Source organism: Alkalicoccus halolimnae (assembly GCF_008014775.2).
GTDB classification, from domain to species: Bacteria; Bacillota; Bacilli; order Bacillales; family Salisediminibacteriaceae; genus Alkalicoccus; species Alkalicoccus halolimnae.
This window is the reverse complement of record NZ_CP144914.1, coordinates 856549-883319: the sequence shown is the minus strand read 5'-3', so window position 1 is coordinate 883319 and position 26771 is coordinate 856549. Positions and strand designations below refer to the sequence as shown.

At 48.6% G+C, this 26771-nt stretch carries 22 protein-coding genes, 10 tRNA genes, 3 rRNA genes and 1 pseudogene; 2 read left to right on the top strand and 34 right to left on the bottom strand.

Annotated elements, in window-relative coordinates; all coding sequences use genetic code 11:
- Window positions 1-276: 276 nt before the first annotated feature.
- The 5 genes from FTX54_RS03960 to FTX54_RS03940 all read right to left on the bottom strand — a co-directional run bounded on the left by FTX54_RS03960 (window position 277) and on the right by FTX54_RS03940 (window position 5554).
- Window positions 277-564 (bottom strand): hypothetical protein, encoded by a 288-nt coding sequence (locus FTX54_RS03960; RefSeq protein WP_147803354.1) that lies wholly within the window; start codon window positions 562-564, stop codon window positions 277-279.
- Between the two features lie 637 nt (window positions 565-1201).
- Window positions 1202-2347, bottom strand: coding sequence for a trans-sulfuration enzyme family protein (locus tag FTX54_RS03955; RefSeq protein ID WP_147803355.1), 1146 nt, complete (start codon window positions 2345-2347; stop codon window positions 1202-1204).
- Between the two features lie 87 nt (window positions 2348-2434).
- Window positions 2435-4030, bottom strand: a complete 1596-nt coding sequence (locus tag FTX54_RS03950) for an ABC transporter permease (protein WP_147803356.1) — start codon at window positions 4028-4030, stop codon at window positions 2435-2437.
- Window positions 4027-4920, bottom strand: coding sequence for an ABC transporter ATP-binding protein (locus FTX54_RS03945; protein ID WP_147803357.1), 894 nt, complete (start codon window positions 4918-4920; stop codon window positions 4027-4029). The genes FTX54_RS03950 and FTX54_RS03945 overlap by 4 nt, the downstream gene beginning before the upstream one ends.
- A gap of 1 nt (window position 4921) precedes the next feature.
- Window positions 4922-5554 carry a TetR/AcrR family transcriptional regulator gene (locus FTX54_RS03940; protein ID WP_147803358.1) on the bottom strand — a complete coding sequence of 211 codons (633 nt, stop codon included), beginning with the start codon at window positions 5552-5554 and terminating at the stop codon, window positions 4922-4924.
- Between the two features lie 502 nt (window positions 5555-6056).
- Here FTX54_RS03940 and FTX54_RS03935 point away from each other — a divergent pair.
- Entirely contained in the window at window positions 6057-6251 is a 195-nt protein-coding gene (locus FTX54_RS03935; protein WP_147803359.1) for a hypothetical protein, read from the top strand.
- Between the two features lie 733 nt (window positions 6252-6984).
- Here FTX54_RS03935 and FTX54_RS16800 read toward each other — a convergent pair.
- The 29 genes and pseudogenes from FTX54_RS16800 to acpS form a co-directional block, all read right to left on the bottom strand.
- The gene (locus tag FTX54_RS16800; RefSeq protein WP_422387427.1) at window positions 6985-7263 is read right to left on the bottom strand and encodes a TIGR04104 family putative zinc finger protein; all 279 of its coding nucleotides are present in this window, start codon (window positions 7261-7263) and stop codon (window positions 6985-6987) included.
- A gap of 253 nt (window positions 7264-7516) precedes the next feature.
- Window positions 7517-7698: pseudogene (locus FTX54_RS03930) on the bottom strand (IS1595 family transposase); the annotation flags it as partial.
- 450 nt (window positions 7699-8148) lie between these two features.
- A 5S ribosomal RNA gene (gene rrf / locus FTX54_RS03925) occupies window positions 8149-8265 on the bottom strand.
- Window positions 8266-8392: 127 nt separating this feature from the next.
- Window positions 8393-11339 (bottom strand): 23S ribosomal RNA (locus FTX54_RS03920).
- 321 nt (window positions 11340-11660) lie between these two features.
- Window positions 11661-13237, bottom strand: a 16S ribosomal RNA gene (locus FTX54_RS03915).
- The 16S, 23S and 5S rRNA genes sit together here with 10 tRNA genes alongside, the layout of an rRNA operon.
- Before the next feature lie 179 nt (window positions 13238-13416).
- Window positions 13417-13493, bottom strand: a tRNA-Ile gene (locus FTX54_RS03910).
- Window positions 13494-13517: 24 nt separating this feature from the next.
- Window positions 13518-13591, bottom strand: a tRNA-Gly gene (locus FTX54_RS03905).
- Between the two features lie 42 nt (window positions 13592-13633).
- Window positions 13634-13710: transfer RNA gene (locus FTX54_RS03900), tRNA-Pro, on the bottom strand.
- A gap of 27 nt (window positions 13711-13737) precedes the next feature.
- A tRNA-Leu gene (locus FTX54_RS03895) sits at window positions 13738-13823 on the bottom strand.
- Between the two features lie 24 nt (window positions 13824-13847).
- Window positions 13848-13932 (bottom strand) — tRNA-Leu (locus FTX54_RS03890).
- 34 nt (window positions 13933-13966) lie between these two features.
- Window positions 13967-14042: transfer RNA gene (locus tag FTX54_RS03885), tRNA-Asp, on the bottom strand.
- Window positions 14043-14059: 17 nt separating this feature from the next.
- Window positions 14060-14135, bottom strand: a tRNA-Val gene (locus tag FTX54_RS03880).
- Between the two features lie 54 nt (window positions 14136-14189).
- Window positions 14190-14264: transfer RNA gene (locus tag FTX54_RS03875), tRNA-Glu, on the bottom strand.
- A 16-nt stretch (window positions 14265-14280) separates the two neighbouring features.
- Window positions 14281-14371 (bottom strand) — tRNA-Ser (locus FTX54_RS03870).
- A gap of 5 nt (window positions 14372-14376) precedes the next feature.
- A tRNA-Asn gene (locus tag FTX54_RS03865) sits at window positions 14377-14451 on the bottom strand.
- Window positions 14452-14594: 143 nt separating this feature from the next.
- Window positions 14595-15080 carry a SprT family protein gene (locus FTX54_RS03860; protein WP_147804467.1) on the bottom strand — a complete coding sequence of 162 codons (486 nt, stop codon included), beginning with the start codon at window positions 15078-15080 and terminating at the stop codon, window positions 14595-14597.
- Between the two features lie 122 nt (window positions 15081-15202).
- Entirely contained in the window at window positions 15203-17362 is a 2160-nt protein-coding gene (locus tag FTX54_RS03855) for a Tex family protein (RefSeq protein ID WP_147804466.1), read from the bottom strand.
- Between the two features lie 126 nt (window positions 17363-17488).
- Window positions 17489-18094: a SpoIIE family protein phosphatase gene (locus FTX54_RS03850; RefSeq protein ID WP_147804465.1), complete on the bottom strand. Its 606-nt coding sequence runs from the start codon at window positions 18092-18094 to the stop codon at window positions 17489-17491.
- Window positions 18095-18096: 2 nt separating this feature from the next.
- Window positions 18097-18894 carry an RNA polymerase sigma factor SigB gene (sigB, locus tag FTX54_RS03845; RefSeq protein ID WP_147804464.1) on the bottom strand — a complete coding sequence of 266 codons (798 nt, stop codon included), beginning with the start codon at window positions 18892-18894 and terminating at the stop codon, window positions 18097-18099.
- The gene (gene rsbW, locus FTX54_RS03840; RefSeq protein WP_147804463.1) at window positions 18854-19351 is read right to left on the bottom strand and encodes an anti-sigma B factor RsbW; all 498 of its coding nucleotides are present in this window, start codon (window positions 19349-19351) and stop codon (window positions 18854-18856) included. Before rsbW ends, sigB begins: the two co-directional genes overlap by 41 nt.
- A 2-nt stretch (window positions 19352-19353) precedes the next feature.
- Window positions 19354-19683 (bottom strand): STAS domain-containing protein, encoded by a 330-nt coding sequence (locus tag FTX54_RS03835; RefSeq protein ID WP_147804462.1) that lies wholly within the window; start codon window positions 19681-19683, stop codon window positions 19354-19356.
- 63 nt (window positions 19684-19746) lie between these two features.
- On the bottom strand, window positions 19747-20751 hold the full coding sequence (locus FTX54_RS03830) for a PP2C family protein-serine/threonine phosphatase (RefSeq protein ID WP_187254618.1): 1005 nt from the start codon (window positions 20749-20751) through the stop codon (window positions 19747-19749).
- Window positions 20752-20775: 24 nt separating this feature from the next.
- Window positions 20776-21177 carry an anti-sigma regulatory factor gene (locus FTX54_RS03825; RefSeq protein ID WP_147804460.1) on the bottom strand — a complete coding sequence of 134 codons (402 nt, stop codon included), beginning with the start codon at window positions 21175-21177 and terminating at the stop codon, window positions 20776-20778.
- A 2-nt stretch (window positions 21178-21179) separates the two neighbouring features.
- Window positions 21180-21536: an STAS domain-containing protein gene (locus tag FTX54_RS03820; RefSeq protein WP_147804459.1), complete on the bottom strand. Its 357-nt coding sequence runs from the start codon at window positions 21534-21536 to the stop codon at window positions 21180-21182.
- A gap of 13 nt (window positions 21537-21549) precedes the next feature.
- Window positions 21550-22371, bottom strand: a complete 822-nt coding sequence (locus FTX54_RS03815; protein WP_147804458.1) for an RsbT co-antagonist protein RsbRA — start codon at window positions 22369-22371, stop codon at window positions 21550-21552.
- A gap of 242 nt (window positions 22372-22613) precedes the next feature.
- Window positions 22614-22964 carry a type II toxin-antitoxin system PemK/MazF family toxin gene (locus FTX54_RS03810; RefSeq protein ID WP_147804457.1) on the bottom strand — a complete coding sequence of 117 codons (351 nt, stop codon included), beginning with the start codon at window positions 22962-22964 and terminating at the stop codon, window positions 22614-22616.
- Window positions 22965-22969: 5 nt separating this feature from the next.
- A complete protein-coding gene (locus tag FTX54_RS03805) occupies window positions 22970-23242 on the bottom strand; it encodes an antitoxin (RefSeq protein ID WP_147804456.1) in 273 nt (90 codons plus the stop codon).
- A 148-nt stretch (window positions 23243-23390) separates the two neighbouring features.
- Window positions 23391-24584, bottom strand: coding sequence for an alanine racemase (gene alr, locus FTX54_RS03800; RefSeq protein ID WP_147804455.1), 1194 nt, complete (start codon window positions 24582-24584; stop codon window positions 23391-23393).
- On the bottom strand, window positions 24581-24952 hold the full coding sequence (acpS, locus tag FTX54_RS03795; RefSeq protein WP_147804454.1) for a holo-ACP synthase: 372 nt from the start codon (window positions 24950-24952) through the stop codon (window positions 24581-24583). The genes alr and acpS overlap by 4 nt, the downstream gene beginning before the upstream one ends.
- A gap of 986 nt (window positions 24953-25938) precedes the next feature.
- Here acpS and FTX54_RS03790 point away from each other — a divergent pair.
- The gene (locus tag FTX54_RS03790) at window positions 25939-26703 is read left to right on the top strand and encodes a rhomboid family intramembrane serine protease (RefSeq protein ID WP_147804452.1); all 765 of its coding nucleotides are present in this window, start codon (window positions 25939-25941) and stop codon (window positions 26701-26703) included.
- The last annotated feature ends 68 nt before the right edge of the window (window positions 26704-26771 follow it).

The window sequence follows — 26771 nt, the reverse complement described above, 5'->3', positions numbered from 1 at the left end:
CTCTGTTAAAGTACATGGCTCTTACGCAAATAAAGGGAACTTGACTTTCCGACTTAAGATTACAAAAGGTAACTTCACTTTAAAAGCTGGTGGTCCAGGCTTAAACAAAAGAAGTTTTAAGGGTGAAATTATCTTTTTTGTCAGATATAGTTTATTTTCACCAAACGTGCGTAAGAATCAAGTACATTGTTGTTATTTATTTTTATAAAAGGACTTCCACACAATTGGAAGTTCTTTTAATACTAATAGTTTATTAAAATACCGCTCTCCATTAATTTAACATTCGTTACCACCACGAACATCCGATATAGAACCAGATTTTTTGCTAATGTAAACAACTTTAATCTCACAGTCGTTCCCAAAAAGTTTAATATGAATAACCCAATTTTGCCCATTACTTTCTGATTGACTGATATACCATTCATCACTATCAGACTCGTTTTCCTGGACATAATTTTCAGCGATTCTGTCAGCCTGTTCTACATCAATTCTATTACCGCAGCCAGGCAATAATAAAGCAATTAGAAGCGAACATAATAATACGATATTACGCTTCGATGCCACATCCCCACCGCTTAATCTAATTTTTCTTAATTAAAATCTTCTCGCTGTTATTTGAAATAGAAATTTGATTCGTTCGTGAATTTAGATAACCTCAGTATATAATAGGTTTCGACACTTGGAATTAAATTCCCTTTTATAATGATATCCTTCCTTTCAGCCTGCTGCGGTAGTTGTTAACGTTCTGAATGTGATACAGCCCTTAGTGAGATCAACATGGAACTTTATCAGAGCTTTACAGAATTACAAATATCGTTCATAAAAACAGTTTGTGCTGATCTTTACTCTTTTTTTCAAGAATAGATCGTATTTTTAAAAGGGACGTTTTGGTAAGAAGACCTTTATGAGAATGCTGTCAAAAGAGCTTTTGACCGGTCTTCTATTCACTGAAAGCCGGCTTCAGAAGCCGTAGATGGCGACTCCGGGAGGATCAAGGACGAGACGAAGATCCATTTCTTACGACCACCGGGAGAAAGAAATTAGCTGAGTCCGTCCCCTCCGGAAAGCGTCCATCGGCAGGCGGATGCAGCCGCCCTTCCCTTGAAACAACAATCAATTATTAACAGTGCTTTCGAAAAAAGTGCCATGACGGTATGCCGTCATGACACCTTGAGGCCAAGCTTTAAAACAGATTTCTTTCCTATAAGGAAGGAGCTTTTGTTCTCACCAGCGCTTCGCTGAAAGTATCGATAATGTCACGCTCGTCTTCAATGCCGACGGAAATGCGGATCATCTGCTTTGTCACACCGAGCTTCTCACGCGTTTCTTCCGGAAGCGGCCGGTGGGACGTGGCAACCGGGTACGTCACCGACGTTTCCAGCCCGGCAAGCGTCGGCACAACTTTGATCCACCCGAGGTTTTTGGAAAACTCCATAATATCGACGTCTTCCTCCAGTTCGATCGTAACGACCGCTCCGTTTCCGGTCTGCGAAGCTGCTTTTGGATAATACACTTTGGCAATACCCGGCTGACTGTTCAGCGCCTTCGCAAGCGCCTCGGCATTTTCACACTGTTTTGCCATCCGGACGCTGAGCGTTTTCAGCCCACGGACGCTGAGCCAGGCATCGAACGGACCGATGTTGCTTCCGAGCATCGACACTTTTCCTTTCGCCTTCGTCATCAGCTCCTTGGAGCCGCTCACGACGCCGGCCGTCACGTCACTGTGTCCGCCGATATATTTAGTCGCACTGTGTGCAACGATATCCGCGCCTACTTCGTGGGGACGGATTAAATATGGAGTCGCAAACGTGTTGTCGATCATCAGGTAAAGCTTGTTTGCGGACGCAATTTTAGCAAGGCCTTCAATATCTTCCACGCGCAGCAGCGGATTCGTAATTGATTCCGAATAGAGCATTACCGTATTTTCTTTTATCGCCGATTCAATCGCGCCCCGGTCCTCCATGTCGATAAAGCTCACTTCGATGCCGAAGTCTTTTAAATCGTTGGAAAACATGGACCACGTGCCGCCGTAAAGGTCCTGGGTAGCCAGAATGTGATCGCCTGTTTTTGCAACAGCAAGCACCCCCGCTAAAATCGCAGAAAGTCCGGCAGCGGAAGCTACTCCCATCTCCGCGCCTTCCAGCTCAGCGACGCCTTTCCCGAGATCATCGCTGTTCGGGTTACCCATGCGTGTATATAAATACGCTTTGTCCCCGTCAAAATAATTCTCCATATCGTCAAAGTCCGTGAAACTGAATGCGGACGTCTGGTAGATCGGCTTTGTTTTACTTACCTCATGCGCATTTTCTTTATTCGGAAAATGCACGTTTTTCGTATAAAAATGCATACTTATATCCTCCCTCATTAAACATGTCTTTTCCTATCATACCTCATGTAATACCTAAACAGCAATCACATAAGCAGGAAGAGAGGATTACAAGTCGCGCCTCCGGTAGCTCATAAAACCGGCGATTCCGAGAAGCAGCGCCGTGCCTGTTAAACCGAGCAGCGGCAGCAGCTCAAAATCTTCGACCGGGACGCCGGGAACGAAGCCGAACGGTGAAATTTTCTGTGTCCAGTCGGGAAACTGAAACAGTCCTCCCATATAAACGATAACAAATGAAGCAAACAGGTAGCCCCATACCGCACTCGTCCAGGAAGGCACGAGCCCGATGAGCAGGAGAGCCACCCCGGCCATTACCCAGAGCGCCGGAAGATACGTCATCCCGGCCCCGACGTAGCTGGCAAAGGATTCAGCTTCGTCGAGAGAATAAGCGGCCCCGAGCGCGAGTCCGGAAGCGGACGCAAACAACATAACAATAGAAGTGATCACCGCAAGCAGCACGTAGGATGCCATCAGTTTGTAGCGGGAAACCGCAAGACTGGTGACAATTTCTGCCCGCACCTTCTTTTCCTCCGCATACAGCTTCGTCACCTGCATAATGACTGGAATAGCCGCAATAATCGCCATAATGACGAGGATCAGCCCTAAAAACTGTTCTGCAAGAGAAAAACCTTCAATCGGAGGCAGGAATTCAGCCATGTATTCGATTTCGTCAAAATAAACGTCGACGTCTCCGAGCACGGATCCGTACGTTATGCCGAGAAAAAACAGTGCTCCCAACCAGATGGCAAGCGTCATCCGCTGCAGACGCCAGGCCAGCCCAAAAGGACTCAGCAGTGCAGGAGAGGCCTTCGCTCTTCCCGGCCGCTGTGGCAGCAGGCCGCTCCCGAGGTCCCGTCTCATATACAGGTACATGCCGGCCGCCGTCACCAGCAGCGCGGCAGCTGCCGTAACGATAAGAGGCGTCCACTGGTTCGTAACATAAACTTCTATCTTCAGCAGCCAGCCGTAGGGAGAAAAGTAATTAAATACGTCATTACTAATGTCCCCAATCGCACGGACGACATAAAACCCTCCCGCTGCGAGCATGCCGAGTCCGAGCGCCCCGCGGGTATTGTCTACGAGCTGACTGGCTATCAGCGTCAGCCCCATGAAAATAAGGCCCGCTCCTCCAATCGCCGCCCCGTATAAAAAGGACCCATTCCAGTCCATTCCTTCAAGACCCAGTGCCCCCATCCCCACACCGTGAACAGGAACCAGAAGTACGTTCAGCCCACCGACAACCATCACCGCAGCGAGGACCGGGGCAGCCCGGCCGACAGCAAGAGAGCGGACCATTTCTGTCCGTCCGTCTTCCTCATCGGTTCGTGTGTAGCGCACGATAAGCAGCACGCTCATAACAGCCGCTGCCAGAAGCGTCAGCCCGAGCATCTGATGAGCCATTATCGCTCCGTAGTGGTAATCCTGCAGCCCGTGCCCCGGCCCGACCATCGCCGTGACAGCCGGATTAATCATCGTTTCCGCTAGCTGCTGCCGCTCGGTGCTGTCCCCGTAAAGGCCGGGAAAAGCAATGGCCGTTAAAATCGAAGCAGCGCTGATACCAAACAGCCACAGGCTCAGGCGGATTCTATCCCGCCTGAGAATCAGCCCGACGAGCGTCCACGTTCGTTTCCCGGCGCCGTTCATCTCGTTTCGCTCCCTTCTTCATAATAGCGCATAAACAAATCTTCAAGCGTCGGCGGATGACTTTCCAGTTTACGAATATCAAACGCGCTCAAATAACGGATCACTCCATTCATTTTATCCGCATCGACCTGGAAATGAACCGCCTCTCCTTCACGCACTACATCGTGAATACCAGCATGCTCCTCTATGCCCTGCAGCTTGTCGGACGTCTCCACGTACATCTGCAGGCGTGTTAAGTGCCGCAGCTCATCAAGTGTGCCGGATTCAATCACTTCCCCGTTGCGGATGATTCCTACTTTATCGCAGAGTTTCTCTACTTCCGAGAGAATGTGGCTGGAAAGCATGACGCTTTTCCCCGCTGCTTTTACTTCCCACACGTATTCATGAAAAATCCGTTCCATCAGCGGATCAAGTCCTGCCGTCGGTTCGTCAAAAATAAACAGTTCGGCATAGGAAGCAAACGCGCCGATCAGGGCGACTTTCTGCCGGTTTCCTTTCGAATAAGTGCGGCACTTTTTCGTCGGGTCCAGCTGAAAACGTTCGATCAGTTCTTTCCGCTTCGCCTCGTCCCCGCCGCCCCCCAGCTTTATCAGCAGATCGATGACTTCTCCGCCCGTTAAATTAGGCCAGAGACTGACATCTCCCGGAACGTAGGCGGTTTTTTTGTGAATTTCCAGGGAATCTTTCCATACATCCTTCCCAAAAATCGTCGCCTCCCCGGCAGAAGCATGAATGATCCCGAGAAGTACACGGATAGCCGTTGATTTACCTGCTCCATTGGGACCGATAAACCCGTATATCTCTCCGCTGTCTATCGAAAAACTGACGTCTTTCAATGCCTGTACTTTCCCGAAATTTTTTGCGACATTCGTCATCTGCACGATCGTCATTTTAATGTCCCCTCTCCTCGTAATAAGCTTTACGCAGTGCCTCAAGGTAATGAAAAAAAGAATCCCATATCGGATCGAGCGGCGTTTCCTCAAAATTAACTCCGCGCAGCTGGGCAAGCAGTTCCCGCTCAAACCCTTCGATAGACCAGAAAATGAGCTTCAGCGCCGTTTCCGGGTCAATATCCTTTCGGAACAGGGAATAATCGATTCCGGAAAACATTCGTTTTTTCATTTCTATCTGCAGATCCCCTATTTTTTTCTGCCACTCCTCCGGCAGATCTTCCTGAAAATTAAGGAGCAGATTTCCGAAAAAATGAAAAATTTCGGTGTGCTGCAGGTACGTCTTCATTTTTATACGCGATGCTTCCTCGTAGCGGGCGATCACATCGGGAATGCTCATATCTATCTGTTCTGTATATCCTTCTATAATCTGAAAAGCATAGCTGAGAACGTAGTCGAACAGCTTCTTTTTACTTTTAAAATAATAAAACAGCATGCCTTTGCCGATGCCGGCTGCTTCGACAATCCGGTTCGTCGACGCCTTATGGTAGCCGTGTTCCCCAAATTCCTGAAACGCTGCATTCAGAATCTGCTGCTGCTTTTCTTCCGGCTGGTTTTCAAATTTCTCCGCCACTGATCCACCTCTTTTCTTCCTGCTTTCTCTAAAAAACTACAGTCGACCAGTCTGGTCAATTTCATTATAATTCCATTCGACCAGTCTGGTCAACAAAAATTTTACATTTTTCAAACTATTTTTTCGTGTATTTCTCCCTTCTGCCGAGGCTTCTTTCAACGTGAAATTTTCGAAAAAAAGCTTTCTGCACAAAAAAAATACCTCCACAGCAAAGGTTGTCATGGAAGTATTTTCAGAAGCTCATTTTAATAAAAATCTCATAGCACCTCGTCAATTTTCAATAATACAGACTCCTGAAGATGATAGAAGATGAGCATTTAATAGCCACACTCTCGACTCTTCAAAGCTATTAGGTAATTGACTCCCGCACCGTAATAAATCCTGAACAAAGCAGCGGAGTAAAACAGCATTCATAACAAGGGATTCATTACCAAATGAAGAAACATGTGATAAGCTGGGATTTAAGAATAACTGCAACTAAGTGTATATAAGGAGGAGAAAGATGCTGCAAATTTTAGTTGGCGTTCTTATGACCGGCGGGGTTATTTCCTTTATTGTGCTTGATAAACGTAAGTTGTCCAGAAAAACAGGCCATTCAAATAGTGATAGTAAAAAATCTGCGGGCACCGAACTTGAACGTGCTGAAAAACTCAACGAGCACCAAAAAGGACAGGGAAGAGCTGGAGGCCCATTTTAGGGCTCAATCATTGTTCAATTGATGCGTGGCCGTTTTGCCAAGCGATCTGCCTTCAACAACTATTCTGTAAAGCTGATCGACTCATTTATGCGGTGAGTTCGCTCGCAAAATAATCCCGGCGTCCTTTTAGACAATCAACCTTTTAAAAGTCACATAAGGCAATACGAAAAACACCCCGTAGAAGAAAAGTTTTCTACGGGGTGTTTCCAGGTTGTTTACAAAGTAATTTTTCTGTATAAGTATACAGTTGGCTGTTTCCGCTTTCAAAGAGCCGCTTTGCGGAGAGAACTCTCTCAGCTGACCTGCTTTTCATAAAACAAAGAATCATTCTTCCGGAGTCACCTTCTACAGCTCCAGCATCTGAACAAAAAGAAAGACTTTGCTGCGAAAACAAGCGTACTTCATACAGGTTTTTCCTATAAAAAAGTGATTTTCTCTGCCGTGTCCGGCGGGGACGCCAGTGGGATTAAAGCGCAGTCTGAAGATCCTTTCCAATGCAGTGAAGCATTGGAAATAGCTGAAGACAAGCCCCACGGCAAGCTTCCGCCGGTAAGCGGAGGAGAAAATACAAGGAATCGAATACATAGACTTCTTTCTTTACTTAATCAACACTCTGAAAACACCCCGTAGAAGAAAAGTTTTCTACGGGGTGTTTCTTTTATTAAGGCTCTGGTGAAGCTTAATGTTGAATTCAGCTTTTATTAAATCTTTTAGGTGTGTTTCATTTGTAGCTTTACTTTTGTAGGCTTGGGCAATTATTTTTCAGTTTGTAAGAAAAAGGACTAACTAACAATCCAATAATGATGGAACCAAAAGCCGTAAAATCAATGAATAGATTCACGATGAGCGGGGAGGCAATAAGAGGAAGCAATAGAATGATTGCCTTTTTGTTATTATATATGTATTGTTTTTTCTTGCAATATGGGCACTGTATGTACTTATGAAAATGAAATTGTATGCGAAAAGATTGTTTCCAAGTTAATTGTAAACCGCAAGATTCACACGTTGGCAATGTAAGTTCCAAAGTGATCCCCTCCTACGATACAATGAGATTTGATAATCATATTGTACCATATGTTCTTTTTATTGAAATTAAATTTCCTTTTATAGTTGCATCTTTCATTGTAACTTCGTATTGTTGAGAATCGATACACTAAAATTACTTGAAGCCAATAAGATAAAGGTTCAGATAGTTTTAATGACTAAAAAAGTTTATGTCACTGGTAGCATAAGGTGACGGGGGTAACCTCCCCTATCAACGCTGCTAATCGATTAGACTCACAACCCGGGCAGCGATAACCATTTTTATTCTTCGCTCAGAAATTTCTTGAAGTACCCTCCCTGTAGATGATCAGGCAGGAAGAGCATCTATCAACTACTCTCACAAACGATATCTTTCTGCTGGATGCAATTTTTGAATAGATATAAGAATATCTGGACCTCTCATCGTCATTACCGGCTCATATTTGATAAGACCATTACAGAACATTCGTGTTCGCTTAAATCAAATAACAACAATGACCTTTAATAGAAATACTTATGCAGAATGGCTGCACCATGATGGATGAATATGACCTCTATAGGAATGGAACTTTCCCTCTATACAAGGTGGAAGAATGTTCAAAAGGGAGGATCATTACTAGAAAGCAGTTCCTGCTCTGTCTTTATTACCGAAAGCTTGTGAGCACATGGGGCGACTCCGGGGCGATCAAGGACGAACCGAAGATTCCTCCCTTCCGACCAAAGGGAGGACGGGATTAGCTGAGGCCCGCCCGCCCGGAAAGCGCACCCATGAAAACGAAAGCGCACGTTCATTGTCAAGGCAGCCTATTAAAAATAGATCTGATAGTTTTTCTGCACAAAAAAAGCACGCAGCTCGGGGGCTGTGTGCCGGGTGACCCAGCGACGTCCTACTTTTGCAGGGGGAGAGCCCCCAACTATCATTGGCGCTGGAGAGCTTAACTTCCGTGTTCGGCATGGGAACGGGTGTGACCTCTCCGCTTTCGTCACTGGATTTTTTGGTTTTGGTTTCCCCACAAGCGCGCCTGACGGCCGTTTCGGGTACTGGAGCTGTCCGCTCAAAACTGGATAACGGGGGTGTATGAACCCTTCAATCGGTGTCGTCGAATTATCTTCTTTTTTTGGTTAAGCCCTCGATCGATTAGTATCTCTCAGCTTCACGTGTCGCCACGCTTCCACACGAGACCTATCTACCTCTTCGTCTCAGAGGGATCTTACTCCCAATCACTTGGGATGGGAAATCTCATCTTGAGGGGGGCTTCATGCTTAGATGCTTTCAGCACTTATCCCGTCCACACGTAGCTACCCAGCGGTGCTCCTGGCGGAACAACTGGTACACCAGCGGTGTGTCCATCCCGGTCCTCTCGTACTAAGGACAGCTCCTCTCAAATTTCCTGCGCCCGCGACGGATAGGGACCGAACTGTCTCACGACGTTCTGAACCCAGCTCGCGTGCCGCTTTAATGGGCGAACAGCCCAACCCTTGGGACCTACTTCAGCCCCAGGATGCGACGAGCCGACATCGAGGTGCCAAACCTCCCCGTCGATGTGGACTCTTGGGAGAGATTAGCCTGTTATCCCCAGGGTAGCTTTTATCCGTTGAGCGACGGCCCTTCCATACGGTGCCGCCGGATCACTAAGCCCGACTTTCGTCCCTGCTCGACCTGTCTGTCTCGCAGTCAAGCTCCCTTATGCCTTTGCACTCTGCGAATGATTTCCAACCATTCTGAGGGAACCTTTGGGCGCCTCCGTTACTGTTTAGGAGGCGACCGCCCCAGTCAAACTGCCCACCTGACACTGTCCCTGACCCGGATCACGGGTCGAGGTTAGGATGTCAAAACAGCCAGGGTAGTATCCCACCGATGCCTCCACCGAAGCTGGCGCTCCGGTTTCCAAGGCTCCTACCTATCCTGTACAAGCTGTTCCGACACCCAATATCAAGCTGCAGTAAAGCTCCATGGGGTCTTTCCGTCCTGTCGCGGGTAACCTGCATCTTCACAAGTAATATAATTTCACCGGGTCTCTCGTTGAGACAGTGCCCAAATCGTTGCACCTTTCGTGCGGGTCGGAACTTACCCGACAAGGAATTTCGCTACCTTAGGACCGTTATAGTTACGGCCGCCGTTTACTGGGGCTTCAATTCGGAGCTTCTCCCGTAAGGGATAACCCCTCCTCTTAACCTTCCAGCACCGGGCAGGTGTCAGCCCCTATACTTCGCCTTGCGGCTTCGCAGAGACCTGTGTTTTTGATAAACAGTCGTTTGGGCCTATTCACTGCGGCTCCCCTGGGCTATGAACCCCAGGGAGCACTCCTTCTCCCGAAGTTACGGAGTCATTTTGCCGAGTTCCTTAACGAGAGTTCTCCCGCGCGTCTTAGAATTCTCTTCCCGCCTACCTGTGTCGGTTTACGGTACGGGCACCAGTTTCCTCGCTAGAGGCTTTTCTTGGCAGTGTAGGTGCAGGCACTTCGGTACTAAATTTCCCTCGCGGTCACAGCTCAGCCTTAACAGAACACGGATTTCCCTGTGTTCCAGCCTCCCTGCTTCGGCGCACACATCCAGCGGTGCGCTTGCCCTGCCTTCCTGCGTCCCCCCATTGCTCAAACGGAAACGTGGTGGTACAGGAATATCGACCTGTTTTCCATCGCCTACGCCTTTCGGCCTCGGCTTAGGACCCGACTAACCCTGAGCGGACGAGCCTTCCTCAGGAACCCTTAGGCTTTCGACGGAGGGGATTCTCACCCCTCTTTTCGCTACTCATACCGGCATTCTCACTTCCAGGCGCTCCACCGGTCCTTCCGGTCCGGCTTCGATGCCCCTGGAACGCTCCCCTACCACAGAACACCCGAAGGTGTTTTGTCCATAGCTTCGGTGATACGTTTAGCCCCGGTACATTTTCGGCGCAGAGTCACTCGACCAGTGAGCTATTACGCACTCTTTCAATGATGGCTGCTTCTAAGCCAACATCCTGGTTGTCTAAGCAACTCCACATCCTTTTCCACTTAACGTATACTTGGGGACCTTAGCTGATGGTCTGGGCTGTTTCCCTCTTGACTACGGATCTTAGCACTCGCAGTCTGACTCCCGAGGATAAGTGATTGGCATTCGGAGTTTGACTGAATTCGGTAATCCTGTAGGGACCCCTAGTCCAATCAGTGCTCTACCTCCAACACTCTATCCCTCGAGGCTAGCCCTAAAGCTATTTCGGGGAGAACCAGCTATGTCCGAGTTCGATTGGCATTTCACCCCTACCCACACCTCATCCCCGCACTTTTCAACGTGCGTGGGTTCGGGCCTCCATCCAGTGTTACCTGGACTTCACCCTGGACATGGGTAGATCACCCGGTTTCGGGTCTACAACGACGTACTCAAAGCGCCCTGTTCAGACTCGCTTTCGCTGCGGCTCCGTCTTATCGACTTAACCTGGCACGTCATCGTAACTCGCCGGTTCATTCTACAAAAGGCACGCTGTCACCCATAAACGGGCTCCAACTACTTGTAGGCACACGGTTTCAAGATCTCTTTCACTCCCCTTTCGGGGTACTTTTCACCTTTCCCTCACGGTACTGGTGCACTATCGGTCACTAGGGAGTATTTAGCCTTGGGAGATGGTCCTCCCGGATTCCGACGGGGTTTCACGTGTCCCGCCGTACTCAGGATCCACTCCGGAGGAGGGGGCATGTCGAGTACAGGGCTGTTACCTTATCCTGCGGGCCGTTCCAGGCCGCTTCCTCTATACCCTCTCTTTGTAACTCCGTATGGAGTGTCCTACAACCCCAGAAGGCAAGCCTTCTGGTTTGGGCTGTTTCCGTTTCGCTCGCCGCTACTCAGGAAATCGCATTTGCTTTCTCTTCCTCCGGGTACTGAGATGTTTCAGTTCCCCGGGTCTGCCATCACACACCTTATGGATTCAGGTGTGGATCGTATCCCATTACGGATACGGGGTTCCCCCATTCGGAAATCTTCGGATCGACGCTTACTTACAGCTCCCCGAAGCATATCGGTGTTCGTCCCGTCCTTCATCGGCTCCTAGTGCCAAGGCATCCACCGTGCGCCCTTTCTAGCTTAACCAGCTGCCCCCCTGAGGGAGGCAGTGGACGTCATTCGATCGTCTTGGCGATATTCTAAGACACTCGGAAACTCGTTTCTTCGTCACGGGGCGGACCCCGGACCAATAGACCTTGTTTCCGGTGATTGATTGTTCATACATTACGTTATCCAGTTTTCAAAGGACAGAGGCTTGCGGGCCGTCTTTCTTCTTTCCTTTTTTCCCACTGCCAAGCAGAAGAAAGCCGAAAAAAAAAGAGCCGGCCGAGAGGTGTTAACCCTCTCAAAACTAAACAAAAGAACGAAAGGAAGGAATCGATAAGTGAGCTTACTCGAGCTCCTTAGAAAGGAGGTGATCCATCCGCACCTTCCGGTACGGATACCTTGTTACGACTTCACCCCAATCATCTGTCCCACCTTCGGCGGCTGGGTCCCAAAAAGGGTTGCCTCACCGACTTCGGGTGTTACAAACTCTCGTGGTGTGACGGGCGGTGTGTACAAGGCCCGGGAACGTATTCACCGCGGCATGCTGATCCGCGATTACTAGCAATTCCGGCTTCATGCAGGCGAGTTGCAGCCTGCAATCCGAACTGAGAATGGCTTTCTGGGATTCGCTCCACCTCGCGGCTTCGCTGCCCTTTGTACCATCCATTGTAGCACGTGTGTAGCCCAGGTCATAAGGGGCATGATGATTTGACGTCGTCCCCACCTTCCTCCGGTTTATCACCGGCAGTCACCTTAGAGTGCCCAACCAAATGCTGGCAACTAAGGTCAAGGGTTGCGCTCGTTGCGGGACTTAACCCAACATCTCACGACACGAGCTGACGACAACCATGCACCACCTGTCACTTTGTCCCCCGAAGGGGAAAACTCTGTCTCCAGAGTGTTCAAAGGATGTCAAGACCTGGTAAGGTTCTTCGCGTTGCGTCGAATTAAACCACATGCTCCACTGCTTGTGCGGGCCCCCGTCAATTCCTTTGAGTTTCAGCCTTGCGGCCGTACTCCCCAGGCGGAGTGCTTAATGTGTTAACTTCGGCACTAAGGGCATCGAAACCCCTAACACCTAGCACTCAACGTTTACGGCGTGGACTACCAGGGTATCTAATCCTGTTTGCTCCCCACGCTTTCGCACCTCAGCGTCAGTTGTAGGCCAGAAAGTCGCCTTCGCCACTGGTGTTCCTCCACATATCTACGCATTTCACCGCTACACGTGGAATTCCACTTTCCTCTCCTACACTCAAGTCCTGCAGTTTCCAATGACCCTCCACGGTTGAGCCGTGGGCTTTCACATCAGACTTACGAGACCGCCTGCGTGCGCTTTACGCCCAATAATTCCGGACAACGCTTGCCCCCTACGTATTACCGCGGCTGCTGGCACGTAGTTAGCCGGGGCTTTCTCGTGAGGTACCGTCAAGGTGCCGGCCTGTTCGACCGGCACTTGTTCTTCCCTCACAACAGAACTTTACGATCCGAAAACCTTCATCGTTCACGCGGCGTTGCACCGTCAGGCTTTCGCCCATTGCGGATGATTCCCTACTGCTGCCTCCCGTAGGAGTCTGGACCGTGTCTCAGTTCCAGTGTGGCCGATCACCCTCTCAGGTCGGCTACGCATCGTCGCCTTGGTGGGCCGTTACCCCACCAACAAGCTAATGCGCCGCGGGCCCATCTTCCAGCGGGAGGAGACCGAAGTCTCCGCCCCTTTGACAAGCGGCTCATGCGAGCCGCTTGATCATCCGGCATTAGCCCCGGTTTCCCGGGGTTATTCCGGCCTGGAAGGCAGGTTGCCCACGTGTTACTCACCCGTCCGCCGCTCATTCCACAGGTTTTGCCCCGAAGGGCGCTGCCTGCTTCCTGCGCTCGACTTGCATGTATTAGGCACGCCGCCAGCGTTCGTCCTGAGCCAGGATCAAACTCTCCGATAAATCGTCGAAGTTTGAACTTCTGACACCGCGAAGCGGGATGCTTCGCTTTCAAAACTGAATCTGGCTAAAGATTCTTTAATAATAAATTGACAGAGAATGATTCATTCTCTTTTTTCCTTCACAATCGTCTTTTGTTTAGTTTTCAAAGGGCAAATATTATAGAACGTTTCTGTTTATAATGGTGGGCCTGAGTGGACTCGAACCACCGACCTCACGCTTATCAGGCGTGCGCTCTAACCAACTGAGCTACAGGCCCCGAAACGCTTTGTAAGCATAAAAATGGAGCGGGTGATGGGAATCGAACCCACATCATCAGCTTGGAAGGCTGAGGTTTTACCACTAAACTACACCCGCGTAGTTAAGAAACTTATTTAATTGATGGAAAGAGCGTGTAAATGGTCGGGAAGACAGGATTTGAACCTGCGACCCCTTGGTCCCAAACCAAGTGCTCTGCCAAGCTGAGCTACTTCCCGTTTTCGCTCGTCTATAAAATAAGTAGATGGTGCGGTTGAGAGGAGTCGAACCTCCACGGGTTTTACCCCACTAGGCCCTCAACCTAGCGCGTCTGCCATTCCGCCACAACCGCCTGCAGTACTTGTCGTTGTTTGTATGGTGCGGGTGAAGGGACTTGAACCCCCACGTCCGAAGACACTAGATCCTAAATCTAGCGCGTCTGCCAATTCCGCCACACCCGCATACATTTGTAAAGAGCTTACTGTAAAGTTTAAATGGCGGTCCCGACGGGAATCGAACCCGCGATCTCCTGCGTGACAGGCAGGCATGTTAACCGCTACACCACGGGACCTTAAAAGAAATATTCGATGGTGGAGGATGACAGGCTCGAACTGCCGACCCCCTGCTTGTAAGGCAGGTGCTCTCCCAACTGAGCTAATCCTCCATCTTAACCTGAAAATTATTATTTCAGTTTTGAAAATCGTACGTAAGTAAGTAATGGTGACCCGTACGGGATTCGAACCCGTGTTACCGCCGTGAAAGGGCGGTGTCTTAACCACTTGACCAACGGGCCGTACTAGAGTCTGAACTGGCGGAGAAGGAGGGATTTGAACCCTCGCGCCGCTTGCGCGACCTACACCCTTAGCAGGGGCGCCTCTTCAGCCACTTGAGTACTTCTCCAGAAATGGCTCCACAGGTAGGATTCGAACCTACGACCAATCGGTTAACAGCCGATTGCTCTACCACTGAGCTACTGTGGAATAATGTATTTCCCTTAAGAGGGACAAGTAACATCTTAACACCTTTGAAAATGTTATGTCAATATTATTTTATATCTTTTTTTGTTTCGAAGGCCGGAATTTGTGCGTTCCGTTTCGGCGACTTTTATAATGTACCATAGACCTTAAAAAGCAGTCAATGTTTTTTCTATATTTTTTTCAGCTATTTTTTTCAGGGGCCCCCGGCACTTCCCGCATACATATTTCTCGGTATTCATCCGGCGTCTTCTTTCATATTCCGAACTGCAGTCACGGCATTGATAAATATGAATTTTAAGCGAACTGCTTCGAGCCCCGGGAAGACGCTGGCAGTGCCTGGATCCTCCCACCTGTTTGAGCAGTTTCTTAAATTCCCGGTCCCGGTGCTGATAGCCTTTCCCTTCTATATGAAGATGATAATGACACAGTTCATGCTTAATGATGCTGATGACTTCTTCCGTGCCGTAGTATTCAAAGTGCTTCGGGTTGATTTCTATATCATGGCTGTGAAGCGCATAGCGTCCGCCCGTCGTACGGAGACGCCTGTTGAAATAAGCCCGGTGCCTGAATGCTTTCCCAAAGCAGTCTCTCGATATCTGTTCAGTTAAACGCTGCAGGGATTGATCGTTCATCTCGGGCCAACTCCGTCTCTGAATGGTTTTGTTTTTTCTATCATATCACCAGCCCTGTGTGATTGAAAAGGATTATCCAGAAAAATCCCTGTTCCACTTTTAAAGCAGAACAGGGATCTTTGTTATTTTGACGGTTTCAGCATCGTAAGTGCTATCCGTCCTTTATTCGCATCTACGTTTTCCACCCATACTGTCACGACGTCGCCGACCGCAACGATATTCATTGGATGTTTAACGAACTTTTGGGCCAGCTTGGAAATATGCACGAGTCCGTCCTGCTTAACGCCGATGTCAACGAAGGCCCCAAAGTCTACAACATTTCGCACGGTCCCTTCCAGTTCGAGACCCGGCGTGAGGTCCTCCATAGAGAGAACGTCCTGTTTGAGCAGCGGTTTCGGAACGTCGTCACGCGGATCCCGGCCCGGCTGCTGCACAGCGTCGATAATATCCTGAAGAGTCGGAACGCCGATGCCGAGTTCGTCTGCTGTTTCCCGCGTGTTCAGATTCTGTACGGCTTCCACTGCTGCTCCGCTTCCGATCTGGGAAGCATCAAGCCCCAGTTTTTTGAGCAGTTTCTTGGCTGCCGGGTAGCTTTCCGGGTGAACAGGCGTTGCATCCAGAGGCTCTTTGCCTTCATTGATTCTTAAAAACCCGATACTTTGTTCATAAGTTTTAGCGCCAAGCCGCGGTACTTTCTTCAGCTGCTTCCGGTCATTGAACGTCCCCGCTTCTTCCCGCGCGCTGATAATGTTGTTTGCCACGCTTTTAGAAAGGCCGGACACGTACTGGAGCAGAGAAGCCGAAGCCGTGTTGACATTGACACCGACCCGGTTTACAACGGTCTCCACGACAAACGTCAGGCTGTCTCCGAGTTTCGACTGAGTCACGTCGTGCTGATACTGGCCGACCCCGACAGACTGGGGATCGATTTTCACAAGTTCAGCGAGCGGATCCTGCAGTCTTCTTGCTATGGACACGGCACTGCGCTCTTCCACCTGCAGATCCGGAAATTCTTCTTTTGCTGTTTTTGAAGCCGAGTACACACTCGCTCCTGCTTCGTTAACGATCAGGTAGTAAATGTCTTCTTCTGTCTCTTTCATTATATCGGCGATAAACTGCTCCGTTTCCCGGGAAGCTGTGCCGTTACCGATCGCAATCATCGTAACGCTGTATTCGTCTATGACTTTTTTTACGGCAGCGGCCGCTTCTTTTGTCTTTTTCCATGGAGCTGTCGGGTAGATGACGCCGGTGTAAAGCTTTTTGCCGGTCGCATCGACGACAGCGAGCTTACACCCGGTGCGGTAGGCCGGGTCCACGCCGAGGACGACATTGCCTTTAAGGGGCGGCTGCAGGAGCAGCTGCCGCAGGTTCTGAGAAAAAATGTCGATCGCATGTGTCTCTGCCTTTTCGTTGAGTTCGCTGCGGATATCCCGCTCAATAGAAGGGTGAAGCAGTCGTTTGAAGCTGTCTTCCCACGCTTCTCTAAGCTGCTTTTCTGCAGGCGTCGCTCTGTTTCCGATGAGCTTTTTTTCGAGATCGTTTAAAATTTTCTCTGCAGGCGGATTCACTTTGACCCGGAGGACGTTTTCTTTTTCCCCTCGGTTCACGGCAAGAACCCGGTGCGGAACCATTTTTGCTACCGGCTCTTCGTAATCATAGTACATCGCAAACACTTCTTTTTCATCTTCCGCTTTCGGCTTTTTCTCTGCCTGAAAAGTCCCTTCTTTCCAGGTGAGGAAACGCAGCTGCTTGCGGATATCAGGATCATCGGCTATGTATTCCGCGATGATGTCACGTGCTCCCTGAAGAGCGTCTTCCTCTGAAAGAACTTCTTTTTCTTCGTCAATATAAGCGGAGGCTTCCGCGTGAGGATCTCCTTCGGCCGGAATGGAATAAATCCATTCCGCAAGCGGTTCAAGCCCTTTTTCTTTAGCGTTCGTAGCCCGCGTGCGCCGTTTCTGCTTGTACGGACGGTACAAGTCTTCTACTTCCTGAAGCTTTACTGCCGAAGAAATAGACGTTTGCAGCTCCTCGGTGAGCTTTCCTTGTTCTTCAATGAGGCGGATCACTTCTTCTTTCCGTTTGGATAGTGCCTGGACATAATTCCACGATTCCAGGATGGCGCGGATTTGTTCTTCATCAAGTCCGCCCGTCATTTCTTTTCGGTATCTGGCTATAAAGGGGACAGTGTTTCCTTCTTCGGAAAGTTCAATAACTTTCGTAACCTGCCCTTTAGGCAGAGCTGTTTCTTTATGGACGAGCTGTAAATGTTCTTCATTCATATGTATTCCTCCATTGTGCTGACAGTCTGCATTCAGTATACATGTTTCCAGCGGAGGTCTCCACCTGCTGAAAACAAAAAACCGCCATTCCCTCTTCTGGGACGGCGGGTTAATTTTCTTACATCTTTATACGTATGCTTTTCCGATCATAACTGTGGCATCATCATTCACGTTTTCGAACAGGTCAGAAATACGGTTCATGATTTCTTCCGGCGTATCGCTTTTGTCGAAGACACGGTTTGCGAGCGGATCCTGTGGGAACCCGTCTGAATACATGCTGAAAACCATTCCTTCTTTATACGGCCACGTCTGGACACGGACTTTTTGTTTTCTTCCCGACAGGTAGCCCCGTTTCGGCACCGGACGGATCATTTTGCCGTCAGGATGGTAGAAGTTGCATGTAATATTCCCTACATTAACGTATTCGCAAAACTTTTCTTCTATATATATGCGCAGGATCGATATAACAACCCCCCGGGTTCCCCACATCTGCTCATTGCACCGTTCAAGCAGGGACTGAAGACCGAGGTCGTGGTTCTGTTCGATAACTTCCATTGCTTTATGCGAAGCCGTCCGGGCTTCCTCGCCGCTGCCGAGACCATCAGCAACGGCGATAAGTACGTACCCATCCGCTTTCACACCGTAATAATCATCACCGTTGCACCAGTTACCCTCTTTTGCCGATTGAAAGACACTGATCTCTGCATCTTCAAGATGTAAGTGATCAAACATCGTTAAAAGGCCTCCGTTGCTTCAATTCGAATGGATTCACGGAGTTTTTGGAGGGCACGGCGCTGCAGTCTTGATACGTGCATCTGGGAAATACCGAGCTGTTCCCCGGTTTCTTTCTGGCTCATGTTTTCGAAATATGTGAGCTGCAGTATCTGCTTTTCTCTTTCCGTGAGCACAGCGAACGCTTTTTCGAGAAGGAGCTGCTGATCCGTCTGTTCATAGCCGCCCTCTTCCTGACCAACAAGATCAAGCAGAGTAACAGCGCTGCCTTCATCATCCGCTTCAATCGAGCGGTCGACGGACAGAGCCTGGTAGCTTTTGCCCATTTCCATCGTTTCAAGAATTTCTTCTTCTGAAACGCCGAGATGTTCCGCTATTTCATGCACGCTCGGAGAACGCTGAAGCGTCGTCGTCAGGTCTTCCACAGCGGCTTTGATTTTAGGACCGAGTTCTTTAATGCGCCGGGGGACGTGAACACTCCATGTTTTATCACGGATAAACCGTTTGATCTCCCCGACAATCGTCGGGACTGCAAACGATTCAAAACTTCTTGCAAAAGACGGGTCAAACCGGCGGAGTGCAGCAAGCAGACCGATCATCCCTACCTGGATCAGATCTTCATCGTGCCGCTGTCCGCGTGAGAATTTCCTCGCCAGTGCATGAACGAGATTTTCGTATTCCAGAACAAGTTCAGTCTGCAGCGCTTCATCATTTGTCTCCTGAAATTCCGCAATCTTTTCCAGGTTGCGCTTCTTTGCCTCACTGGTGTTCTGGTGATTCTTCTGAGGTTCTTCTGCCATCTGGTTCCACCTCATCTCTTTGAAGAAACTTTGTCATGATGATCATGACGCCTTTTTCCCCACGTATTTCAACCTCATCCATCAATGTTTCAATAAGGAAGAGCCCAAGCCCTCCTTCCTTCAACTCTTCTACAGGCTGGTCTTTGGAAACCGGGCCGCGTTCCTTGTTGAGTAAATCCGCATCAAAAGCTCCGCCCTGATCCGAAACCGTAAGTTCCAGCCGGTTTGCATACATCGTAAAATTAACGTGCATATTGTTCTCCAGGTCTGACTCGGCCGGATAAGCATGTGTTACAACGTTGGTACAGGCCTCTGCTATTGCAATCTTAATGTCTTCTATATCATCGTACGTGTACCCAAGGCGGCTTGCGAGGCCGGAAGCTGCCAGCCTCACCACTCCAACATACTCCGGCTTTGCCGGAAGTTTCATTTCAATGACTTCTGTTGATTGTGTCATCACTATGCTTCCTCCCTCTTCGCTGGTTCGATATCGATGACTTCGTGCAGGCCGGTGATTTCAAACAGTCGATTAACCCGCTCGTTAAGACCAATCAGTTTCAGCGTGCTGCCGGATTTCTCCGCTGCTTTTAACGCCCCGATAAAAATTCCCAGTCCGGTGCTGTCTATATATTCAACATTTGTAAGATCAATGATAAGCTGGTTGTCCTCTTTTTCAGCAAGCGGGATCAGTGTTTCCTTCAGTTTGGTCGCTGTATATACATCCACTTCTCCTGAAACTTCCGCCACGCTTTTGTTGTCGTCTTCTGTTATCTGAATATCTAAGTTCATAGTTACCCTCCTATAAAGCTGGTGCTGTACATTCTAATCTCTTTTACCACATTTTACTGAGGCTTAAACCTTTCTCCGCAGAATCATGAGCGTAAAATCATCGCGGAGCTGAAATTCCTGGGCTTTTTCCAGCTGCTGATATACTTCTTCAACAATATTCTGAGCCGGCAGATGAAGCCGTTCCCGAATCATCTGTATAATCTGGTCCCGTTCAATAAATTCTCCTTCCACCCGGCTTTCAGTTACTCCATCAGAGAGGAAAACTACGAAATCCCCGGGGTCGAGCGGGAAAGACTTTTCTTCATAAGAAATCCTCGGTGACACACCGAGAACAAGCCCTTTTGATTCCAGCGCATCGAAGGAATCTTTCTCTGCATTATAAATAAACCCTGGCTCGTGACCAGCGCTTGATATATAAAAATGATGTTCTGTCGGATGATACACACCGTACATCATCGTTATGAACATATCTTCATCGATATTTCTTTCTACAACCCTGTTCAGACTTTCCAGTACTTTCGCCGGCTGCATCTGCTTGTCGGTAAGTGTGTCCATCGCATACTTGATCATGGACATCGACATAGCTGCCGGAACGCCTTTACCGATGACATCGGCCACAGCAACTGCAAGGTTGCCGTGATCGTCCAGGTCATAGTGGTAATAATCGCCGCTCATTTTCCCTGCGGGAACGCTGATGACTCCGAAATCAACAGAATCGAGCGATATCTGTTTGTCCGGAAGAAGCGTACGCTGCATCTGTGCAGCAATATTCAATTCGGACTCCAGCTCCTGCTGCCTGTCCCGCAGGCTTTGATGCTCCCGGTAGGCAAGACCGTATCCAATCATGACTTCAAGCAGAAGATCAAAAGAATCAGTTACCTCTTCCGGAAGATCATGAGCCAGATCCTGGAATACAGACAGATGAAGGCTGACTGTCTCTTCCGGAGACATATCCTGCTCCATCATCTGTTTGCTGAACTGCTGAGCATGATAAAGTGCGTGTTCGCTTTTATCTTCAAGGTAGCTTGTCAGCATATCTTTGTACAACTGGTACATTGATACCTTCATATCTTCCAAGTTGGTACAACTCCTTTATCTAAGCCATTTCACTGCTGTTATAACCGTCCCCTGGTCCGGCTCCGATTCAATACCGAAGTCGTCCATAAGACGTTTCACTCCCGGCAGGCCCGCACCGAGACCGCCGGATGTCGTAAATCCATCTTCCATCACACGGCGCAGATCTTTAATACCCGGCCCTTCGTCCGAAGCGATGATTTTCATCCCCCGCTTCCCGGATTCAGCCACTTCTTCAATTCTAATCTGCCCCTGGTTGGCGTAAAGGTAAATATTGCGTGCAAGCTCCGAGATAGCTGTGGTAATTCTTGCCTGGTCAACGGAACCGAATCCGACTTCACGTGCCAGCTTGCGGCCGGCCTGCCTCGCGGCGACTATCCCCCACTCGCTGTTTATGTCAACATGGGTCTGAACTTGCATATTCACCCCTCCAATTCGAGCTGTAAACGTTCCAGCCCCTGTTCAAGGTCCAGTGCAGTCGGGACTTCATCCAAAACAATGCCCATATCGATTAATGTAATGGCTACGGCAGGCTGGATGCCCGTAAGCACCACTCTTGCTCCCATAAGATTGGACATGTCCACCACGTCTCCAAGTACTTTAGCGATAAAGGAATCGATCATTTCTACAGAGGTGAGGTCAATAACCACGCCGCGCGATCCTTCGATGTGTATTTTTTCAAGCACATCTTCCTGGAACCGGAGTGCAGTCTGGTCATCCAGCTCCACCTGTACTGAAATTAATAAGTAATCGTGTAATTTCAAAATCGGAATCCGCAATTTCAGTCCCCCCCTATTCCTCTAGATCCACAATTTCACGCTTCGTCATCGCGAGCGCGGTCTGCACACCTTTTTTTAATGTGCTTTTCGTCGGGAATTTCCCGAGATCGATCCCAAGATTAACGATAGTCTGTGCAATTTCTGGTCGGATACCTACGAGAATGCACGTAGCACCGACAAGCCTTACCGCTTCTGAAGCCTGGATAATATGATGTGCCACCATAGTATCCACCACAGGCACACCGGTAATATCAATCAGAACGACCTGCGAACGGTGCTCGATCACCCCGTCAAGCAGGTTTTCCATGATCAGCTTCGCCCGCTCCGTATCGATCGTACCTACGAGAGGCATTACGCTGATTTTATCGAATACTGGAATTAACGGCGCAGAAAGTTCTTTTAAGGCCATTTTCTGTAGAAAAACCGTATTTTCCCAGGAACCGGAATACTGGTTGACGAGAAGATTCACGACTTCATCCACCCAGTCTTCAATTTCCTCAATGGCGTCAAACTGTTCCTTACGGCCGATATCTTCGCTGAGAATGGTTCTGACAGAAGCTTTACGGAATTCCTGCAGGCCTTTCGTTATATAGTTGAGCGGCCAGCCCATCTGAATCAGTCTCTCAACAAACTGATTGAGCTTTTTATCCGTGAGATCATTTTCTTCTATTGTGATTAATAGTTTATGCACAAAATCCCGGCTTGTGCTTTCATATACAGCTGCCGAAATGTTCTGCAGAGAATCATCTGAATGAAATTTCATAATTTCTTCGAGCCAGGTTTCTATAATTTTTTCCTGATGCTGAAGAATGTCTTCTCGTACGTTCGGGATCATGCTCCTACTCCTCCACTCCTGCGACAAAGTTGTGCTTCTATTATTTCATTGATTATAGGTTTATGCAAACGTTCAGATGGGGAATAATGTGAATTAAACCTATATTTTTTTGTAACGAAAATGAATATAACATAAAACTGCCAAATATACACGTGAAGTCCTGTAGAGTCGTTTTTACCTATAGAGAACGATAAAAGACCGGACGCTGAAGTTTCGCTGCGTCCGGTCTTCTCAGATGATATTTAAAAGTCAATAAGGCCTATACTTATATTCAACGCGTCATTCACTTTTAACATCATATTGTCGTCCAGCTGCGTGATTTTATCTGTCAGCCTTTGTTTATCAATCGTTCTGATTTGTTCGAGTAAAATGACTGAATCGCGGTCAAAGCCGTATCGCTCGGCATTGATTTCTACATGAGTCGGAAGCTTGGCTTTTTGTATCTGCGCTGTTATGGCCGCAACGATAACGGTCGGGCTGAAACGGTTGCCGATATCATTCTGGATTACGAGAACCGGCCTTACTCCACCTTGCTCTGATCCGACTACAGGAGATAGATCCGCAAAATACACGTCACCACGTTTGACAATCAACTCCGCTACACCCCGCTTACTAGGCGGTCCAGCGTGCTTTCAGCCTCCTCTTCAGCTAAAAAGGACTCCGTGGCAATGTTTAAATTGATTTTCGCCATTTCCATGTAGCCCTGCTGCATCGTTTCACGAATGTTTTCTGTCTTATGCTCCTGTACATAATGGTTTGCTGCGTTTTTCATAGCGTCGCTGCGTTCCAAAACATCCCCTCCAGTTAAAGCGTCAAGTTTGTGTACCAGCTGCTGCGGTAAGCTTACAGTGATATATTTGTTCTCATTCATTGGTACCAAACACCTCCTGTAACTCTCAACCAAAATCTTTTCCAGATTAATCATATCATTTGACAATCATGAATGCAAAGCTGTTTTTAAGAACAGACATTTTTCTCAGCGGCTGGTTTTTTCACAATGTATCCGCTTACTCTGCTGTTCAATCAAGGGCTCTATTGTGCACCGCGGTAATTTCCCCCGCTCTCTTGACTACCCGGGGCACCCGGAAGCTGATGATACAAGGTATTTCATAATTGATCGTCCCCAGTCTTTCTGCCACTTCATCAACCGGAATATATGCTTCTCCCTGTCTGCCGATAAGCGTGACTTTTGTCCCCGGTTCCGTATAGCCGGGAAGTTTCACCATCATTTGGTCCATGCAGATTCGTCCGACAATCTGAGCGCGCCTGCCGTTTACAAGCACATCCCCGGACTGGTTGGCCCGGATCCAGCCGTCGGCGTAACCAATGGGCACGGTCCCGATCCATTCCTCTTCCTCTGCCGTATACGTTCGTCCGTAGCTCACGGTTTCTCCTTTATGGAGCTGCTTCACATGCGTTAATTGACTGTGCAGGGAGAAGGCTTCCTGGAGCCGGACCGGCAGCACAGGCTTCACGGCCGGTGACGGAGCAAGTCCGTACATGGATATCCCGATCCGTGCCATATTAAAGCCCGCTTTCCGGTGGAGCATGGCCCCGGCACTGTTGGCACTGTGCCGGCAGGGAATTTTTTTACCGAGTTCCGCTTCAAGGAGGTCCGCCATGTTTTTAAAACGCTCCAGCTGCTCATCCGTGTAAGTGGGATCCAGCTCATCTGCTGTAGCAAGGTGGGTGTAAGCACCGGTGATATCCAGAAAACGGCAGGCTTTCACAACCTCAGCAAAGACTTCAATTTCTGCCTCCTGCTTCATGCCGATCCGGTTCATACCGGAATCCAGTTTCACGTGGCAGCTGACCTGCTTTAAAGAAGATGCCAGAAAAACTTCCGCCTTTTTGACCCAGTCCGCCTGAAAGACGGTGAGCGTAATTCCGTATTCCGCAGCTACCACCGCATCTTCCGGACGCGTTACACCAAGTACGAGAATAGGAGCTTCAATGCCATTTCGTCTTAGAGCAACTGCTTCATCAAGCAGGGCAGTACCTAAATAAGAAGCGCCTGCTTCCAATGCGGTTTCTGCTGTTTCCCGCGCCCCGTGGCCGTAGCCATCCGCTTTCACGACTGCCATGACCTCTATTCCGTCTTCCAGCTGTTTTTTGATACCGGCAAGGTTGTTTTTAATCGCACTTAAATCAACTTCCGCCCACGTATCCCGGTAAAACAGGGCTGTTGTTTTCACATTCTCTCTTTGATTCATGCTTTTTCACCCGCCATATTTTCATTCTTTTCTATGATGACCTGAGCGCACGCAAACTCCCGGCTGTGAGAAATCGAGACATGTACCGTATCATTTTCCCCCACCGCCTGAAGCACCGGCTTCCCCAGTTCATCATTGGAAAGTTCTATATCTTGAAACGAAAGCCGGCTGCCAATGCCGCACCCGCACGCTTTCGCATAAGCTTCTTTTACGGCAAAACGTCCTGCCAGAAATTCCGTCCGTCTTTTTGGCGGAAGTTCTGCATAAATTTCTTTTTCGCTTTTCGTTAATACTCGTTCCGCGAGACGAGCGGAGATTTTCCCTATCCGGTCCAGTTCGGTAATGTCTATTCCAATTCCTCTAATCACAATTCTTCCGCCTCCAGCTTTTCATTCCTGCTTTATGAAGTTGTTCTATGCTAAAATAATGAAAGATTCCTTTCGTATATTATAAAGCATGCGTTTCGTATATTCACGAATCAATTTCATATTTTGTATTTGTTTTCGACCAGAAGGAATGATTTTCAGTCCACGTGAATGCTTTTCAGAAGTAAACTGTCCTTTTTTCAGGCTGCCTTGAAAATAAAGTATTGAAGCAATGAACGTGCGCTTTCGTTTCCATGGGGACGCTTTCCGGGCGGGCCGGCCTCAGCTAATCCCTTCCTTCCTGCAGTCGGGAGGGATGGATCTTCGGCTCGTCCTCCATCGCCCCGGAGTCGCCCCATGTCCTCTTCCGCTTACGGTAAAAAGACAGAGCAGGAGCTGCCTTCTAAATAAAGAAGCCCCCTTCTGACCTCCTTCCGTCTGTATAGAGGATAAATTCCCTTTCTATTCTATAGAAGGCCATTTTCATGCCTCATGGTGCAGCAATCCTGCATGAGGGTCTCTGTTAAAACTCCGTGTTGTTTTTGGAGTGCCTGCGGCTCCTCCGCCTGCCGGGCACGCGGCTCCCCTGGCGTCCGGGACGATCTTCACGCTTTCTTTTTCCGCAGCGTCTCTGCCCTGGCACTGGCTTCTACCTTGGTACATTCTTTGTTCAATATACGGCCTTTCTGTAATCGACCGTCAAAACGAAGCGGAAACCGGCGGACGCCTTAGGAAACTATTCGTATATCAAGTCGGATGATTGAAGCGGCAGAAGGGGGCTCCGGCGGAATTGAGCGAAGTCTGAAAATCCATTCTTCCATTGCACAGCACTGGAAGAATGAGTTGAAGACGAGCCCCGCGGAAAGCGTCCGCCTGAAGTGGAAATCATTCATCATGTCCGGAAACCCTTTTCTTACAGCGACTTTTGAAATGGGTTCAAGTAAATAAAGACAGCAAACAGAACCCTATTCTATTAAGGATGTGATATTTTGTTTCTCCGTAACGAAAGTTTCAGTGAATACATAAGGTTTTATAAAGTAGTCACTGTAATTATTGCAATTAATTTATTTTTCTATATATGGACAGATATTTTTACGTTTCTTGGCGGGGCCGAGATCCGGATGCTCGGTATTGGCAATAACTTCTTCATTTCCTTAGGGGAATGGTGGCGCCTCGTCACCCCTATTTTCCTGCACGGCGGCCTCGCGCACGTCGCGTTCAACTCTTTTGCGCTTTTCCTGTTCGGCCCGGCACTGGAGCGGATGCTCGGAGGCTTACGCTTTCTGCTTATTTACCTGGGTACAGGCATCCTTGCCAATATCGTCTATTTATTTCTCGGCAATCCAATGACTTACCACCTGGGAGCTTCCGGAGCAGTTTTCGGCCTTTTCGGAGTTTACATCTACATGGTGCTCGTACGTAAAGACCTGATTTCCAATGTAAACGCCCAGATGATTACAGTTATTATCATTGTCGGTGTTATCATGACTTTTATAAACCCGGGAATCAATATTATCGCTCACATCTTCGGCCTTATTTCCGGCGCTCTCCTTGCCCCTCTTTTCCTTTCGCGGGTCCGCTACGAGGATCAGTTCGTAACAAGGAATATTCATGATCCTGATGATATCGGATTTGATCCGGACCGCTGGCGCAAGAAGGCTCGTTTTAAAAAGAGAATCTGGTACTATATCGCTGGTACCGCTCTGCTTATGATCGCCTTTTTCTTTGTCATAGATACCTTGTTTTTCCGCTGAATGGATTACAAAAGATGCCGGTTCAGGACTAGTCCTGAACCGGCATCTTTTTTGAATCAGTCTCGTAT